This is a genomic window from Vibrio sp. 05-20-BW147, from assembly GCF_013369385.1.
GTDB classification, from domain to species: domain Bacteria; phylum Pseudomonadota; class Gammaproteobacteria; order Enterobacterales; family Vibrionaceae; genus Vibrio; species Vibrio floridensis.
Map to the genome: position 1 here is coordinate 70,128 of NZ_SZTO01000009.1, position 14,673 is coordinate 84,800.

Consider the following 14,673-nt stretch of genomic DNA (forward strand, 5'->3'; position numbering starts at 1 on the left):
TATGCATTCTAAGTTACCACGTAAGTCCGCTTCAAGTTGCTTTGGAGTTATTTCACTGGTGAATCCATCGCCAATAACAATAAAAACTTCAAAGCGCTTCAAACAAATGGGGTTTGTGATGGTTGTCTTAAAGAAAAATCCTTACACTAGGCGACATTATTTGCCACCTTAGCCTTGAAAAAATAGCTCGTCAGTACAATATCTGAGTTACATGATTTATCTCAGTATCCTTAGTTTAAAACTGGTAGAGACTGAAGGCATTTATCGTAGGCCGAAAATGGTCTAACAAAGAGAGATTCATAAAAATGATAACTAAGCTACTGACAAAGGTGATTGGTAGTCGCAACGATCGCACACTGCGCCGCCTTAGAAAGATTGTTAAAGAGATTAACAACTACGAGCCGACCTTTGAGGCTCTCTCAGATGAACAATTAAAAGCAAAAACCGTTGAGTTCCGTCAACGCCTAGAGCAGGGCGAAACGCTTGACCAACTATTACCTGAAGCATTTGCTACTGTTCGTGAAGCGTCAAAGCGTGTTTACGGTATGCGTCATTTCGACGTTCAGTTGATTGGTGGTATGGTTCTCAATGCAGGCCAAATCGCTGAAATGCGTACGGGTGAAGGTAAAACTTTAACCGCAACTCTTCCTGCTTACCTTAATGCATTAGCAGGCAAAGGTGTTCACATTGTTACCGTCAATGATTACCTAGCGAAGCGCGATGCAGAGACCAACCGCCCTCTATTTGAGTTTCTTGGAATGACCGTAGGCATTAACGTGCCAAACATGCCACATCCAGCGAAAAAAGAAGCGTACCAAGCGGATATTCTATACGGGACCAACAACGAGTTTGGTTTTGATTACCTACGCGACAACATGGCTTTTCGTAATGAAGATCGTGTACAGCGTGAGCGTTTCTTTGCCGTCGTCGATGAGGTGGACTCGATCCTGATCGATGAAGCGCGTACACCACTTATCATTTCTGGCCCTGCTGAAGACAGCTCTGAGCTTTACACGCGTATCAATGCGCTGATTCCTTTATTGCAGAAGCAAGATAAAGAAGATTCTGAAGAGTATCGTGGTGACGGCCACTACACTGTCGATGAAAAATCGAAGCAAGTGCATCTAACGGAAACAGGCCAAGAGTTTGTGGAAGAATTGATGGTGAAAAATGGCCTAATGGAAGAGGGAGATACATTGTACTCTCCAACCAACATCAGCCTTCTGCATCACGTTAACGCGGCATTACGTGCGCATGTCCTGTTTGAGAAGAACGTAGACTACATCGTAAACGAAGACGGTGAAGTGGTGATCGTTGACGAACACACTGGCCGTACTATGCCGGGTCGTCGTTGGTCTGAAGGTCTTCACCAAGCGGTTGAAGCGAAAGAAGGCGTTAAGATTCAAAACGAAAACCAGACCTTGGCTTCGATTACATTCCAGAACTACTTCCGTTTGTATGAAAAACTGTCTGGTATGACGGGTACAGCGGACACCGAAGCGTTCGAATTCCAATCGATTTACGGTCTTGAGACAGTGGTTATCCCAACCAACAAACCAATGATCCGTAACGACATGCCAGATGTTGTTTATCGTACTGAAGCAGAAAAATTTGCTGCCATTATTGAAGACATCAAAGCGCGTGTAGAAAAAGGTCAACCTGTACTTGTGGGTACGGTTTCTATCGAAAAATCCGAGCTGCTTTCGAATGCACTGAAGAAAGCGAAAATTAAACACAATGTTCTAAATGCCAAGTTCCACGAAAAAGAAGCGGAAATTGTTGCAGAAGCCGGTAAACCGGGTGCGGTGACCATTGCAACCAACATGGCTGGTCGTGGTACGGACATCGTGCTAGGTGGTAGTTGGCAAGCGAAAGTTGAATCGATGGCTAACCCAACGCAAGAACAGATTGATGAAATCAAAGCGGAGTGGAAGCTGGTTCACGATCAAGTGCTTGAGTCGGGCGGTCTACACATTATTGGTACTGAGCGTCACGAATCTCGCCGTATCGATAACCAGCTGCGCGGTCGTTCAGGTCGTCAGGGTGATGCCGGTTCGTCTCGTTTCTACCTTTCTATGGAAGATTCACTACTGCGTATCTTTACTTCGGATCGTATGGCGGCATTGATTCAAAGTGGTATGGAAGAAGGGGAAGCGATCGAATCTAAGATGCTTTCTCGCTCTATCGAAAAAGCGCAACGCAAAGTGGAAGGACGTAACTTCGATATTCGTAAGCAGCTACTTGAGTACGATGACGTGGCGAACGATCAGCGTAAAGTAGTTTACGAGCTGCGTGATGAGCTGATGAGTGTTGATGACATCAGCGATATGATCGAACACAATCGCGTTGATGTGCTTCAAGGTGTCATCGATGAATACATTCCACCTCAATCACTGGAAGACATGTGGGATCTTGAAGGGCTGCAAGAGCGTCTGAAGAACGATTTCGATATCCATGCTCCAGTGAAGCAGTGGTTGGAAGAAGACGACAAGCTTTACGAAGAAGCGTTACGTGAAAAAGTCATTGATACTGCGGTTGAAGTTTACAAAGCGAAAGAAGAAGTGGTTGGTGCACAAGTGCTGCGTAACTTCGAAAAATCCGTGATGTTACAAACGTTGGATACATTGTGGAAAGAGCACTTGGCGGCGATGGATCACTTGCGTCAAGGTATCCATTTGCGTGGTTATGCACAAAAGAACCCGAAACAGGAATACAAGCGTGAGTCGTTTGAACTGTTTGAAGGCTTGCTTGAAACATTGAAATCTGATGTTGTGATGATCTTGTCAAAAGTTCGTGTGCAGCAGCAAGAAGAAGTCGAGCGTATGGAAGCTCAACGTCGTGCTCAAGCAGAAGAGGCTGCTCGCCGCGCTCAAGCTCAACATGCTTCAGCTCAAAGCCAACTTGCCGATGACTCTGCTGAAGGGCATCATCAACCTATGGTTCGTGAAGAGCGAAAAGTGGGTCGTAATGAGCCTTGTCCGTGTGGTAGCGGTAAAAAGTATAAACAGTGCCACGGTCAAATTAACTAACACGCTGTATTTAAAGTACAAAATGATTCGAGAGTCGCTTAGGCGACTCTTTTTTTAAGGAAAAGGCGATGAAGCGCATTCATATCGTAGCGGCGATTATTTTTAATCGTGATAAGTCAGAGATCTTCATTACGAAAAGACCTGAAGATAAGCACAAAGGTGGCTTTTGGGAGTTTCCTGGAGGCAAAGTCGAAGAGGGGGAAAGCATAGAGCAAGCCATGGTACGTGAACTCGAAGAAGAAATTGGTATTACGGCGACTCAACAACAGCTGTTTGAGCATTTAGAGTACGATTACCCAGATAAATCGCTCAAGTTTGACTTTATCACAGTGACGGATTTTAACGGTCAGCCTTATGGAAGAGAAGGACAACAGGGAGAGTGGGTGGCGATTGCGGAACTGAGCCGTTACCCGTTTCCAGAAGCAAACGTACCAATTCTCGAAAGAGTGCTAAAAGAGTTTGCTTGAGATCTGGTCTCGCTTTGCAATAGTTGATAGTTTAAGAACCTATTTGATCGATTTGCCCGTTTGGCAGATCCAGAAACACGGAGAAAAATGCAATGGTAAGAATTGCAGTGGCAGGAGCGGCGGGTCGTATGGGTCGCAATTTGGTTAAAGCAGCACATCACAATCCCGCAGCCAAGGTTGCTGCTGGCTCAGAGCGTCCAGAATCATCACTGGTTGGTGTTGATCTTGGTGAACTATGCGGTGAAGGTAAATTTGACGTTGTGGTTTGCGATGATTTAGCCAAACAGATTGATCAATTTGACGTAATTATTGACTTTACCGCTCCAGCAAGCACCTTGAACAATTTGGCGCTTTGCCAACAATATGGCAAGAGTATTGTTATTGGTACTACTGGCTTTACCGAAGAGCAACGTGAGCAGATCGATCTGGTCGCGCAACAGGTACCTGTGGTCATGGCGCCAAATTACTCTGTGGGCGTGAATCTTGTTTTCAAGCTGCTTGAAAAAGCGGCTAAAGTGATGGGCGACTACTGTGACATCGAAATTGTGGAAGCGCATCACCGCCACAAAGTGGATGCTCCATCGGGTACAGCTATTGGTATGGGCGAAGCGATTGCAGGTGCCATGGGTAATAAACTCAGTGATGTTGCCGTCTATGCTCGTGAAGGGATCACTGGAGAGCGAACCAAGGACGAAATTGGTTTCGCGACCATTCGAGCGGGGGATATTGTTGGCGAGCATACCGCGATGTTTGCTGATATTGGTGAGCGTGTAGAAATTACCCACAAAGCAACAGACCGTATGACTTTTGCTAATGGTGCCGTCAAAGCCGCAGTGTGGCTGCACGAAAAACCTGCCGGGTTTTATACCATGACAGATGTCCTTGGTCTTAACGACCTGTAAATAAATAATTATGCGCCAGCCAATGCTGGCGCTTCTTTTATCTGCTCTACTTTTCCTTAAAGTTTGCTCAAAGTTCTTCTCTTCTTAGCGTTAAGTTAATGTGTTATTTCTTGTTGTTTAGTCTTGTTTTGTGCTGAAGTGCTAGAAAGTAAGTGTAATGGAAACTTGCGCAACGTTTGCTTTTTGGTGTAAATGAAAAATGTGATCTATGTTTGCTTGGTTTTTGCTCGTTTCATAAAGTTTTCATGAATTGGGTGGTTGAAGCTGAATAAAGTTATACTTTTGGGGCTGTTTTGCTGTTTTTTACCCTAGATGCTCTAAAGTGCTATTTTGTTAAAAGCGAAATGTTGACATGTATCAAGAGTGTCTTTAGAATACCGCCAATTTGTCTGAATTCCCCAAAATCACACTTTTCTGGTGATAGATAGGGCAGATTTGCAGTTTAATTTATTTTTTATGCATTTTTATTCTGGAGGTTGTCTTGAGTAAATCAGCACTGTTAGTCCTGGAAGATGGGACAGTGTTCCGCGGAGTGTCCATTGGCGCAGATGGTATTTCCGTTGGAGAAGTCGTTTTCAATACCTCGATGACGGGGTATCAAGAAATCCTCACTGATCCTTCTTATTCCCAGCAAATCGTTACTCTTACTTATCCTCACATTGGCAATACCGGAACCACTTCCGAAGACGAAGAATCCTCTTCCATTCATGCTCAAGGCCTTGTGATTCGCGATCTCCCTCTTATCGCTTCTAACTTCCGTAGTGAACAATCTCTTTCTGATTACCTCAAATCGCAAAACATTGTCGGCATTGCTGATATTGATACGCGTAAGCTCACTCGTATTCTGCGTGAGAAAGGTGCACAAAACGGTTGTATCGTTGCAGGTAACAACCTAGATGAAGCTTTGGCACTGGCGAAAGCAAAAGAATTCCCAGGTTTAAAAGGAATGGATCTTGCGAAAGAGGTTACAACAAAAGAAGCGTATCAATGGAAACAAGGTTCGTGGACGCTTGAGGGTGGACTTCCAGAAGCGAAAGATGACAGCGAATTGCCATATCACGTTGTTGCCTACGATTTCGGCGCAAAACGCAACATCTTACGAATGTTGGTTGACCGCGGCTGCCGCTTAACGGTCGTGCCAGCAGAAACGTCGGCAGAAGAGGTTCTAGCGCTAAACCCAGATGGTGTTTTCCTGTCAAACGGCCCTGGTGACCCAGCACCTTGTACTTATGCGATTGAAGCAACCAAAGTGTTCCTAGAAAAAGGCCTGCCAGTATTTGGTATTTGTCTTGGCCACCAAATTCTCGCGTTGGCGTCTGGTGCGAAAACGGTGAAGATGAAGTTTGGTCACCATGGTGCAAACCATCCTGTAAAAGATTTAGACCGCAATGTGGTGATGATTACTTCGCAAAACCACGGTTTTGCCGCTGATGAAGCAACTCTACCAGATAACCTACGTGCTACTCACGTATCGCTCTTTGATGGCTCTTTGCAGGGAATTCACCGCACAGACAAGCCAGCATTCAGCTTCCAAGGTCACCCAGAAGCGAGCCCAGGTCCACACGACGCAGCTCCGCTATTTGACCATTTCATCGAACTGATTAAACAACACAGCGCTTAATTTGGAGTAGTAGACAATGCCAAAACGTACTGACATTCAAAGCATTCTTATCCTAGGTGCTGGTCCAATTGTTATCGGTCAGGCTTGTGAGTTTGACTACTCAGGCGCACAAGCATGTAAAGCGCTACGTGAAGAAGGTTACCGAGTTATCCTAGTAAACTCGAACCCAGCGACCATCATGACAGACCCAGATATGGCGGATGCGACCTACATCGAGCCAATTCAATGGGAAGTGGTACGCAAGATTATTGAAAAAGAGCGTCCAGATGCGGTTCTACCAACCATGGGTGGTCAGACAGCTCTAAACTGTGCGCTTGCGCTTGAAAAGCACGGTGTACTAGCGGAATTTGGCGTAGAAATGATCGGTGCAACTGCTGATGCCATCGATAAAGCGGAAGATCGTTCGCGTTTCGACAAAGCGATGAAATCTATCGGCCTAGAGTGTCCTCGTGCTGATACGGCAAAGACCATGGAAGAAGCGTACAAAGTGCTCGATATGGTTGGCTTCCCATGTATCATTCGCCCGTCATTCACTATGGGTGGTACGGGTGGTGGTATCGCGTACAACAAAGAAGAGTTCGAAGAAATCTGTCGCCGTGGTCTTGACCTGTCGCCAACCAATGAACTGCTTATCGATGAATCTTTGATCGGTTGGAAAGAGTACGAAATGGAAGTGGTTCGCGACAAAGCGGACAACTGTATCATCGTATGTTCAATCGAAAACTTCGACCCAATGGGCATCCACACCGGTGACTCTATCACCGTGGCACCGGCTCAAACGCTGACAGATAAAGAATACCAACTGATGCGTAATGCGTCGCTAGCGGTACTTCGTGAAATCGGTGTAGAGACCGGTGGTTCAAACGTGCAGTTTGGTATCAACCCGAAAGATGGCCGTATGGTTATCATCGAGATGAACCCACGTGTATCTCGCTCGTCTGCTCTAGCGTCAAAAGCAACGGGTTTCCCTATTGCGAAGATTGCAGCGAAACTAGCCGTTGGCTTCACGCTTGATGAGCTACAAAACGACATCACTGGTGGTGCGACGCCAGCATCATTTGAACCGACCATCGATTACGTAGTGACTAAGATTCCTCGTTTCAACTTCGAGAAATTTGCCGGTGCTAACGACCGTCTGACGACGCAAATGAAGTCAGTTGGTGAAGTGATGGCCATTGGCCGTAACCAACAAGAATCACTGCACAAAGCGCTGCGCGGTCTAGAAGTGGGCGCAACAGGCTTTGATGAGATGGTTGATCTTGATTCACCAGATGCACTGACCAAAATTCGCCACGAGCTGAAAGAAGCGGGCGCTGAGCGTATTTGGTACATTGCAGATGCATTCCGTGCGGGTATGTCAGTTGATGGTGTGTTTAATCTAACTAACGTTGATCGCTGGTTCTTGGTTCAAATCGAAGAGATTGTGAAGCTAGAAGAGCAAGTGAAAGCGGGTGGTTTTGCTGGTTTGACTCAAGATGTGCTTCGTCAAATGAAGCGCAAAGGTTTCTCAGACGCTCGCCTATCAAAACTACTCGGTGTGGCTGAAAGTGAAATCCGTCGTCTACGTGACCAGTACGACATCCACCCAGTATACAAGCGCGTTGATACCTGTGCGGCAGAGTTCTCGTCGGATACGGCTTACATGTACTCATCTTATGATGACGAGTGTGAAGCGAACCCAACCGATAAAGAAAAGATCATGGTTCTGGGCGGTGGTCCAAACCGTATCGGTCAAGGTATTGAGTTTGACTACTGCTGTGTACACGCTTCGCTAGCGCTACGTGAAGATGGTTACGAGACCATCATGGTGAACTGTAACCCAGAAACTGTATCAACCGACTACGACACGTCAGACCGTCTCTACTTCGAACCGGTTACTCTAGAAGATGTGTTGGCGATTGCTCGTGTTGAAAAGCCAAAAGGCGTGATCGTGCAGTACGGTGGTCAAACGCCACTGAAATTGGCGCGTGCGCTAGAAGCGGCGGGTGTGCCAATTATCGGTACTAGCCCAGATGCCATCGACCGTGCGGAAGACCGTGAGCGTTTCCAACAAGCGGTTGACCGTTTAGGCCTGTTACAGCCAGAGAACGCAACTGTGACCACCATGGAGCAAGCGGTTGAGAAATCACGTGAAATTGGCTTCCCATTGGTCGTTCGTCCATCTTACGTACTGGGTGGCCGCGCGATGGAAATCGTTTATGACGAGCAAGACCTACGCCGCTACTTCAACGAAGCGGTTAGCGTGTCGAACGAATCACCTGTTCTACTGGATCGCTTCCTAGACGATGCAATTGAAGTCGATATCGACGCTATCTGTGACGGTGAGCGCGTGGTGATTGGCGGTATCATGGAGCACATCGAGCAAGCGGGTGTTCACTCAGGTGACTCTGCATGTTCACTGCCTGCTTACACGTTAAGCCAAGAAATCCAAGACAAGATGCGTGAGCAAGTCGAAAAGCTGGCATTTGAGTTGGGTGTTCGTGGTCTGATGAACACGCAGTTTGCTGTAAAAGATAACGAAGTGTACCTCATCGAAGTGAACCCTCGTGCTGCACGTACCGTTCCATTCGTATCGAAAGCGACCGGTGCACCATTGGCTAAAATCGCTGCACGTGTTATGGCTGGTCAGTCTCTGGAATCGCAAGGTTTCACCAAAGAGATTATTCCTCCTTACTACTCGGTAAAAGAAGTGGTTCTGCCATTTAACAAGTTCCCTGGCGTTGACCCACTATTGGGCCCTGAAATGCGCTCAACGGGTGAAGTGATGGGTGTAGGTGCAACTTTTGCTGAAGCGTATGCGAAAGCAGAACTGGGTTGTGGCAATGTGTATCCTGAAGGTGGTCGTGCGCTGCTTTCGGTACGCGAAGGCGACAAGCAACGTGTGGTTGACCTAGCGTCTAAACTACTGAAACTAGGCTACAAGCTGGATGCGACACACGGCACGGCAGTGATCTTAGGTGAAGCGGGCATCAACCCACGCCTAGTAAACAAAGTGCACGAAGGTCGTCCTCACATTCTTGACCGCATTAAGAACAACGAATACACCTACATCGTGAACACGGCGGCTGGTCGTCAAGCGATTGAAGATTCGAAAGTTCTACGCCGTGGCGCACTTGCAGAGAAAGTGAACTACACCACGACACTTAACGCGGCATTTGCAACCTGTATGTCTCATACGGCGGACGCGAAAGCAAGCGTGACGTCGGTTCAGGAACTACACGCGCAAGTGCAAGCGAGTTTGAAAGCGTAATAATCAGTAAGCCCTGAGTTCATAACTATAACGGCTTATATGACAACCTCATTGCCCGCTCATTTGAGCGGGCTTTTTTCTATAAGGACATCGCCAAATACGCTTGGCTTGGATTCTCTTAGTCAATGACTTGATGGCGTTGAGTGAAATCCTAGTACTCTTTCCTTGCTTGTTCAAGGTTATCCCGCGTCTTGCGAATTTCCTCTGGTGTTGAAGCTTGTTCCCTTTCCAGTTCTGCGATTCTTAGGCTCTGTTTCAGTAACGTTCCCTTGATGTAGTTTGTCCTGTTGGGAAGTCCGATGTTCTGCATCTCCCAACTTGTGTCGTCCACGTTCTCCTTCATATTTGAAGCATCCCAAATAAACTATGTTTCTAACAAAATACAATTGATGAATTTTAGGAATGGATTGCTGTCTTGGGTTTCCTTTTTACCTCGCTAGTTTTGATGCTAACGTCTTGTTCTTTACTCTTCCTCTTTGAAAAGGATGCTTGAATTGGACATAACGATTGAGATGTTGGCAGCACTGTTCTTTGTTGCTTCTGTGGCTGGTTTTATTGATGCCATGGCAGGTGGTGGTGGACTGCTCACTCTTCCTGCGTTGTTGGCTTCAGGGTTGAGCCCAACACAAGCATTGGCGACCAATAAGTTGCAAAGCTCATTCGGTAGTTTCTCAGCCAGCTTATATTTTGTCCGTAATGGCATCGTCAGTTTAAAAGAGATGAAAGTCGCCATCGCATGTACCTTTATTGGGGCGGCCATCGGGGCAGAGCTTGTTCAAGTGATTGATGCCAGCGTGCTAACCAGCTTGATTCCCGTACTGCTAATAGCGATTTCTCTCTATTTTTTACTCGCGCCACCCACCCGCAATACGGGGGGACAGCCAAAGTTATCCGAGGCGATGTTTGCACTGTCGGTCGGCGGTGGTGTTGGTTTCTATGATGGTTTTTTTGGCCCGGGAACGGGATCGATCTTTACCGTTTGTTTTGTTGTGCTTGGACAGTTTTCCCTCGTTGAAGCCACTGCGCGAACCAAAGTGCTCAATTTTACCTCTAACATCGCGGCATTACTGTTTTTTGTGCTGGCGGGATTGCCAGTCTGGAAAGTGGGCTTAGTGATGGCTGTGGGGGGCTTTATTGGTGCGCGCTTGGGAGCAAAAGTGGTGGTGACCAAAGGACACAAATGGATCCGTCCTCTGGTCATTGTGATGTCGATGGCAATGGCCTCTAAACTACTTTGGCAACAGCATCAGCAATGGTTGTTATCACTGTTTTAACTCGGCTGTTTTGATGGCTTTTGGCTCGACAACATATCGTCACCGGACGAGTGAGATGACTAAGCTCGTCAAAGTGATAGCAATACTGTGGCTCTATTCGTAATGCGTTAATCACGGATTTCGGCACTAGGGCGGGTGCCATTCCACCCACGGCGAGCTGGGCTGACGCGGTGTAAGAGTCCATTTGCATCAAGGGCGTCACACCCACCGCTGACAATGCAGCCAGTTGATAGGTATTGGCGGGATTGTTGAGGTCATTGGTTATGATTGCTTTTGGTAGCTCAGTTAGTGGGTACTTACTAATGATGCTAAAAGATTCATCAAAGAGGTGAAAGGTCATTAGCCCATGATTTGGCGGTAAATAGCCGGCGCAAAATCCGAGTGTGGCTTTGCCTGACTGAACGTGTTCCACAATCCTAGGTGTGTGGTTGGTGGTCAAGGAAAGGTGACGATCCTGCTGATACAGTGCTTCCATCGCATTGTTCAAATAACCCGCCAGTAGCGTTTCTGAACAATCGATTTTAATCAATGCATTATCTTCGATAAGTTGCTGATCGTAGATCTGCCCGCGCAGCTCATTAAAACTTGGTTCAATGCTCTTTATTAAGGCTTGAGCTTCAGCGGTTAAACGAATATGACGTCCATCAGGTTCAATCAGTTTCTTCCCAAGCTTTTTCTCAAGATTCGCAATGCGTTTACTGACAGCAGATTGACTAATATAGAGCTGACTGCCGGTGCGACTCATGGTCTTTTCTTTATGCAGAACCAATAAGGTCTCAATGCCTTCGAGTAACATAATGATTGATGACGAGTGGGAATAGGTAATTCACTTTAGCGAGTAAAGACTCGGTTGCCAAGGCGAAAGAAAGTGAGGCGTGACGTTGGCCGATAAAGTCGGCCAACAACCACTACTTATTGAGGGCAAAGGTTGGAAGAGACAAATGCCAGCGAATGGCGCCCAAGCGGATGATCAAGGTCGAAAACACTCCTGCCAATAAGGCTGTAGAGTGATCATAGCCAAGGCTTAGGGCTGATGTGTGGAATATCCCACCAACAAGACAGGCAGTCGCATACACTTCACTTCGCAGCACCATTGGAATCTCACGCGCCAACACATCGCGAATGATCCCGCCACCACAGCCGGTAATGACGCCCATGATCACCGCGACCATCGCTGAATCTTGATAGGCGAGGGCTTTCTCGACGCCGATCCCAACAAATACCGCCAAGCCAATGGCATCGCAGACGGGTAATATCCACCACGCCAAGCGCTTAGGTCGTCGCACAACGAGCATTGTCAACAGACAGGTAACGATGATAACCCAAAGATAGGTGGTGTCCTTGATCCAAAAGACGGGGGTTGCGCCCAAGGCCATATCGCGAATAGTGCCACCACCAATAGCGGTCACGCTGCCTAATACAACCACACCAAAAGGATCCATCTTTAACCGTCCAGCCAAGAGAACGCCGGAAACAGCAAAAACAGCGGTGCCAAATAAATCGATAAAATACAGCAGCATGGAGTCCATGTTACTTAATGCCTTAAAATGTGAGGGAACAGAAAATGGGGGCAAATTGTACGAAATTTTCCAGCCAAACGTTAGCGTTTTTGCTCGATGCTGGCAAAGTGCTCACAGACTTGTTCAATCGCCAGTAAGGTGCGAGGGGTTGGTCGGTTTAACCAATCTGAATTGAGCTGCCAAAAATGCGCATTTTTTAATGCAGGAATCTCCTCAACCCAAGGACTCCACATGCCGTTATTTTGAATCGCGTGAGGAGAAACAAACATGGCTTGGGGTCTTTTTAGAATCACCTGCTCAATACTGACTTGAGGATAAGGCGCTGATGCGCCATCAAACACATTCTCACCGCCACAAAAACGAAAGACCTCTGTCGGCCAGTTTTGGCCAGCAACGGTGATGATCGGCGTGTCGCTGAGTTGGTAGAAGTAACGGGTTTTAGGGAGATTTTGGTACTTTGCTCTTAGCGCTTCGAGATGAGTTCGGTAATCTTGAGCATTGTTTAGGCCGATTTGCGGATCGTCACTGTATTGACTGAGTTGTTCAATGTTATCGCCAATATCTTTAAGTGATTTGGTTTGTGAGTAATAGATCTTAAAGCCAAACTGCTCGAGTTTTTCTAGCTCTTTTGCAGGGTTACCCGCCGGCCATGCGATGATCAAATCCGGTTTTAAGGTGATGATTTTCTCTAAGTTAATCCCCTTGTAGTTGGAGACTTTCTCTAACGTTTTGGCTGCCTCTGGATAGTCGCTCATCTCACTAACGGCAATCAGTTTATCCCCAAGCCCTGCTGCGTACGCGATCTCGGTGGCGTGTGGTGCCAAGCTGATGACGCGTTCAATGGGGGCTGCTTGTAAACCGACCGAAAACAGTAGAAGAAGTGAAGAGAGAGTTTTCATCATATCCCTTGATAAATAAGCCCCATAAATAGGCTCTGAAGCAAAATCCAAACTAGGATCCTACGTGCTAATAAATGTTGTAGCTGATCAATATGCAAAGCGGAAGGCGCAATGCGTCCACCAATTTTGGCTCTTTCGGCTCTTTTACCTTGATAAATCGCTGGCCCACCCAAAGAGAGTTGCAGCTTGTTGCCTACGGCACACAGTAACCAAGCCGGACCAGGCAATGGCCAAGAAGCGGCTTGTTGACGCATGCCTTGCCATGTTTGACCTGCGTGTTGACCAAGCAGGATCATAACGGCAAATAAACGCAGAGGAATAAAATCCAGTACCGCGGCAAGTCGTACGGCTGCCATGCCAAATGGCGCATAGTTAGCACGACTTGGCGACCAAGCTCTTGCCAGTTCAACTGTGAGGCGATACATCAACGCTCCGATGCCGCCTGAAAGTGCGAACCAAAAGAGAACGCCAACCACATTTCTCCCATACCCCATAATCAAGGTTTCAGCGGCGGCTTTGCCGATCCCAAGCTGGGAGAGTGCGTTGGTTTCTCGATTGAGGTAGGAGGCCAATAGGCTTCTTGCAGCAGGTTTATCTTCATTGGCCATGGCACGAATCAACGCTTTGGCGAGGCTCTCGTTACTGCGCCAATCTAGCGCCAACAACAGCAACGCAAGTTCAAATAGCTGCGGTTGCCAAACCAAGGGTTTTAAAGCAAACAGGACCGCTAAACAAGGAAACAGCATCAACAATAACGCTAAATTGCCTGAGATGAGGCTTTGTTGATAGCTTTGTTGGGTATTGACTTTATCTGCCAACAGCTCGGCAAATTTGTGCCAGAGTGTGACGGGATGAGAGGAGCGTGGAATCGGGATAATGAGATGGAACAGTAACGCTCCCCATAGAATGAGGAGCGCGCCGTTGGCATAGAGTTGATCAAACAGCTCTGTCATAGATAGGGCGATTACTTCAGCAGTTCCAACATTTTGAAGACCATTTCTGACGAGCTCTTGGCTGCCAAAGGTAAGAACTCTTCAAAGCTCATTGGTGATTCTTTGTCTGCCACATCTGAAATTGCACGCACGACAACAAACGGCACTTTGAACTGGTGACAAGTTTGTGCAATTGCAGACGCTTCCATTTCAACCGCAATCACGGATGGGAAGTGTTGACGGATAAAGGCTTGACGCTCAGCGGTACAAACGAATGCATCACCAGTACAGATGAGACCACGAACCGCGTGCTGTCCGTCCATTTGTTCTAACGCTTTTTCAGCCAAGTTCATCAATTTTTCATCAGCGAGGAAAGCGGCTGGTTGACCTGCCATTTGGCCCATTTCATAACCAAATGCCGTCACGTCAGCATCGTGATGACGGACTTCAGTCGAAATGACCACATCACCAAGATTTAAGCTGGAATCAAAACCACCGGCAGAACCGGTGTTGAGGACCATATCAGGTTGATATTCATCGAGAAGGATAGTGGTGCCAATCGCGGCAGCAACTTTACCAATGCCGGATTGCAGTAGCACAACCTCAACACCATTGATTTGACCTGAATAGAAGGTGCAACCGGCTTTATTTACGGTTTGTGCGTTGGTCATTGCTTCTTTAAGGATGGCCACTTCTTGTTGCATGGCACCGATAATACCGACTTTCATATCAATCTCTTCATTTTTAAACAAACATAGAATTGGCGAGAGTATAGCAAA

General features: G+C 47.0%; 11 protein-coding genes. 6 read left to right on the forward strand and 5 right to left on the reverse strand.

Annotation, left to right across the window (positions count from 1 at the left end; genetic code table 11):
- Positions 1 to 305: 305 nt before the first annotated feature.
- The 6 genes from secA (at position 306) to FC652_RS09985 (ending at position 10,543) form a co-directional block, all read left to right on the forward strand.
- Positions 306 to 3,029, forward strand: a complete 2,724-nt coding sequence (secA, locus tag FC652_RS09960) for a preprotein translocase subunit SecA (protein ID WP_176298446.1) — start codon at positions 306 to 308, stop codon at positions 3,027 to 3,029.
- 68 nt (positions 3,030 to 3,097) lie between these two features.
- On the forward strand, positions 3,098 to 3,496 hold the full coding sequence (mutT, locus tag FC652_RS09965) for an 8-oxo-dGTP diphosphatase MutT (RefSeq protein ID WP_176298447.1): 399 nt from the start codon (positions 3,098 to 3,100) through the stop codon (positions 3,494 to 3,496).
- 92 nt (positions 3,497 to 3,588) lie between these two features.
- Positions 3,589 to 4,398 carry a 4-hydroxy-tetrahydrodipicolinate reductase gene (gene dapB / locus FC652_RS09970; RefSeq protein ID WP_013572424.1) on the forward strand — a complete coding sequence of 270 codons (810 nt, stop codon included), beginning with the start codon at positions 3,589 to 3,591 and terminating at the stop codon, positions 4,396 to 4,398.
- A 481-nt stretch (positions 4,399 to 4,879) separates the two neighbouring features.
- The gene (gene carA / locus FC652_RS09975; RefSeq protein WP_039552679.1) at positions 4,880 to 6,019 is read left to right on the forward strand and encodes a glutamine-hydrolyzing carbamoyl-phosphate synthase small subunit; all 1,140 of its coding nucleotides are present in this window, start codon (positions 4,880 to 4,882) and stop codon (positions 6,017 to 6,019) included.
- A 16-nt stretch (positions 6,020 to 6,035) separates the two neighbouring features.
- The gene (gene carB / locus FC652_RS09980; RefSeq protein WP_017421310.1) at positions 6,036 to 9,269 is read left to right on the forward strand and encodes a carbamoyl-phosphate synthase large subunit; all 3,234 of its coding nucleotides are present in this window, start codon (positions 6,036 to 6,038) and stop codon (positions 9,267 to 9,269) included.
- 494 nt (positions 9,270 to 9,763) lie between these two features.
- Positions 9,764 to 10,543: a TSUP family transporter gene (locus tag FC652_RS09985; RefSeq protein ID WP_013572421.1), complete on the forward strand. Its 780-nt coding sequence runs from the start codon at positions 9,764 to 9,766 to the stop codon at positions 10,541 to 10,543.
- On the opposite strand, the gene FC652_RS09990 is transcribed toward FC652_RS09985, so the two are convergent.
- The 5 genes from FC652_RS09990 to mtnN form a co-directional block, all read right to left on the reverse strand.
- The gene (locus tag FC652_RS09990) at positions 10,494 to 11,339 is read right to left on the reverse strand and encodes a LysR family transcriptional regulator (protein WP_176298448.1); all 846 of its coding nucleotides are present in this window, start codon (positions 11,337 to 11,339) and stop codon (positions 10,494 to 10,496) included. The genes FC652_RS09985 and FC652_RS09990 overlap by 50 nt on opposite strands.
- Positions 11,340 to 11,451: 112 nt before the next feature.
- Positions 11,452 to 12,072 carry a TRIC cation channel family protein gene (locus FC652_RS09995; RefSeq protein WP_011078648.1) on the reverse strand — a complete coding sequence of 207 codons (621 nt, stop codon included), beginning with the start codon at positions 12,070 to 12,072 and terminating at the stop codon, positions 11,452 to 11,454.
- Between the two features lie 71 nt (positions 12,073 to 12,143).
- Positions 12,144 to 12,965 (reverse strand): vitamin B12 ABC transporter substrate-binding protein BtuF, encoded by an 822-nt coding sequence (gene btuF / locus FC652_RS10000; RefSeq protein WP_176298449.1) that lies wholly within the window; start codon positions 12,963 to 12,965, stop codon positions 12,144 to 12,146.
- A complete protein-coding gene (locus FC652_RS10005) occupies positions 12,962 to 13,915 on the reverse strand; it encodes a cobalamin biosynthesis family protein (RefSeq protein ID WP_176298450.1) in 954 nt (317 codons plus the stop codon). The genes btuF and FC652_RS10005 overlap by 4 nt, the downstream gene beginning before the upstream one ends.
- An 11-nt stretch (positions 13,916 to 13,926) precedes the next feature.
- Positions 13,927 to 14,622 carry a 5'-methylthioadenosine/S-adenosylhomocysteine nucleosidase gene (mtnN, locus tag FC652_RS10010; RefSeq protein WP_011149517.1) on the reverse strand — a complete coding sequence of 232 codons (696 nt, stop codon included), beginning with the start codon at positions 14,620 to 14,622 and terminating at the stop codon, positions 13,927 to 13,929.
- Between the last annotated feature and the right edge of the window lie 51 nt (positions 14,623 to 14,673).